Source organism: Rhizobium sp. SEMIA 4085 (assembly GCF_013004495.1).
Classification (GTDB): domain Bacteria; phylum Pseudomonadota; class Alphaproteobacteria; order Rhizobiales; family Rhizobiaceae; genus Rhizobium; species Rhizobium gallicum.
Window position 1 is genome coordinate 1 of the sequence record NZ_JABEPH010000555.1, and the last position, 2,578, is coordinate 2,578.

2 protein-coding genes and 1 tRNA gene are annotated in these 2,578 nt (G+C 57.3%); 1 reads left to right on the forward strand and 2 read right to left on the reverse strand.

The genetic code is table 11. The features are described from left to right. Positions 1-7: 7 nt before the first annotated feature. A tRNA-Met gene (locus C9413_RS30840) sits at positions 8-84 on the forward strand. 229 nt (positions 85-313) lie between these two features. On the opposite strand, the gene C9413_RS30845 is transcribed toward C9413_RS30840, so the two are convergent. Next, positions 314-1,669: a Fic family protein gene (locus tag C9413_RS30845; RefSeq protein WP_203226174.1), complete on the reverse strand. Its 1,356-nt coding sequence runs from the start codon at positions 1,667-1,669 to the stop codon at positions 314-316. Positions 1,670-1,860: 191 nt separating this feature from the next. After that, positions 1,861-2,361 (reverse strand): transposase family protein, encoded by a 501-nt coding sequence (locus C9413_RS30850; RefSeq protein WP_348648818.1) that lies wholly within the window; start codon positions 2,359-2,361, stop codon positions 1,861-1,863. Positions 2,362-2,578 lie beyond the last annotated feature (217 nt).

A 2,578-nucleotide genomic window follows, 5' to 3' on the forward strand; every position in this document is an offset into this window, starting at 1 on the left:
AAAATAACGCGGGGTGGAGCAGCCCGGTAGCTCGTCAGGCTCATAACCTGAAGGCCGCAGGTTCAAATCCTGCCCCCGCAACCAACGATTATAACAAACTCAATGGGCTCCGAGGAAACTCGGAGCCGTCAGACCGCTGACAAACCCGTCGATATTTTCGGCGGGTTTTGTTTTTGCGTGATCAGGACGCTACCTGTGGGAATGCCAGCTGCGGCAGAAGCTCCAGCCCCGAGCAGCCACATCAATCCACCTGGACGCATTGATAATCGGCGTGCGAAATCGTCAGCGGTGACAATGGGGTAGGGACCGTCAGTCATTGCGCCTCCCAGACTTCGCGCCAGGCAGCGAACTCCGAAGGTCGGAGCTGATAGCGCGCGAAATTACCTTCATGCAGTGCTGTTAACTCGGTTTCGGTAATCTCAACGAAGCGCCCACGATCTGCGGGATTGATCCTGTCGACTGCCCAAGCGGTGATGCGCCCGGCGGCCTCCTTGCGTCCAGTACGCCCACGAATGAGTTCAGCCACAAGTTCACGCAGTTCAGCTCGATAGCGAAGCCGGAACGGATCAGGCTCGCCCAGTGACTGGCGCACAGCAGCGTAGTGCGCTGCTGAGCGTTCATAGGCCCATAGAAAGAGGTCTTTGAGGAGATCAACCTGGTTCAGCTCGTAAACCCCGAGCACTGCTTCAGTATATGCTTGCCGCGGCACATCGGCGAAGGAAAGCGGTGAAAGGTTGTTCTTGACGAACGGGATGTTCGCGGCAAGGCGGGATACGCGCTTGTTCACGTCGTCGAAGGGCTGGAGATATGGCAGTTGCACCATGACGAAGAATGCCTGCTCGAACGGGTCTACGATGGCATCGGCAGTTGCCAATATCTCATCGAAGGCTTCCTCGATGAGCTGTGGCACCTCCAGGGGATGGAAGGCGGACCGGTCTATTCCCACCGCGATGTAGCGCAACCTACCAGCGGCTGATGGATCGGGAAGGAGGTTGTTTGCCAGTAGCCCGTGTAGATTAAGTATCGTATAGCGGTTGAAGCCGATGTCGTCGGCCGCGCTGACCAGGAATTCAATTGCGTCCTTGTGGTTGAGGATCATTTGCGCTTCGAGATGCGCCCGGCCCTTAGCCTCTTCGCCGAATTGGATGAGGCGCTTGGTGTCGAGGAGCGAATAGGTGTTGCCCTCGAGCCGGCTGGAGTTCCAGGCCAGATCAATGAGAAGTCTGTTCAGGATGTGCTTGGCGTAGGTTCCTGCCGGCTGCTCGGCGATCTGTGGTCGCCCGACTGAGGCCAGATGGGCGCGTTCGGCCTCGGTCAGATAGAAGGTGGCGTTCGGGCGGTAACGGTCAAGGAAGTCACGATTATAACCGACTGGCCTGCGAGCTTCGGGCGCATGTCGGACGTAGTCGCGCACTGATTTGGCTGCATCAGACAACGCGATAGTGAAGACCCGATCTTCGCCAGATGGTGCCGTTGTCGAAGTAGCCTCAGGCAGTCGGTATTTTGCCCACCGGCCTTCGCCCTCCATAATGAGGCGATCGTCCGATACCAGTCGCTTCAGGCGATATTGCAGGGTGCGTTGAGGGATAGGCGCTGGTAGCGCGCGAAGAATCTCTGATGCTGGGATGGCGCCTGTATGTTGGCTGACGATCTCTTCGATCGCGGCCAAGGCGTCGTCTGGAATTTGGTTTGCCACGATTCGTCGTTTGCCCTGCGCCTAACGGATACGCAAGAATGCCAACCGTACGCGCAATGATCAAGCCTATACGCAATAATTGTTGCGCTTATATGCGCGGGTTGGTCGTTAACGCAATTTGAGATGTTTCCTTGCAGCCGGCCCTTCTTTAGCAATAGCGTTGGTTACGTCGCCACGCACAGTCGTCGATCCCGATCACGGTCGGCGGGACAAAGCGCGGACTGCCGCGCCGCCGCACGACGCGCAGCAGCGTATCGTTGCTTACCGGCAATATCAGCCTCTTGGCAAAGGTGGCCGCTGGCCTGCCGCCCAATGCAAGCCCGAGATGATGGACGATGTGGTCGAGCCTGGCAGTTCGCCGCGCCGAAGGCGCGAGAACGTCCCCGTCGAAGCGCTCGGCGAAGATTCGCCGGCCGAACAACACTGCGTCGCAGTGGAACTGTCGCTTCAATGACAAGCCGAACGGGCTTTCCCACCAGGGGCAGGTCAGCCAGGCGTCGTTGATATCGACTGTGAATTCGTTCCGACCTTGTTCCACAGATCGGGCAAAGGCTCGCTTTGCTCGCCGACCGGACTGCGATCAACATTACCTTGTCATCAATGGCTGTATTGTCGACTATAAAGCCGCGAGGGACGAGCGTCGAAGGTCGGAGCGAATGGCTCATAATGTTGATTACTTGTGTGAAACCAACATCAGCCAGCACTTGATTTCATCAAAAGTGAGTCAGAGCCAATTTTGGGTGCCGATTGGCAAAATGTCTTTGACGGCGGCGCTGGCTGTCTTACCTTCAGTCTTGGTCATGGTGGCGTTCCTTCCAGGGAATCAGGTGACGTTGAACATCACCAGACCGCCCTGACCGCCTCTCTCCGAGAATTTGCAGA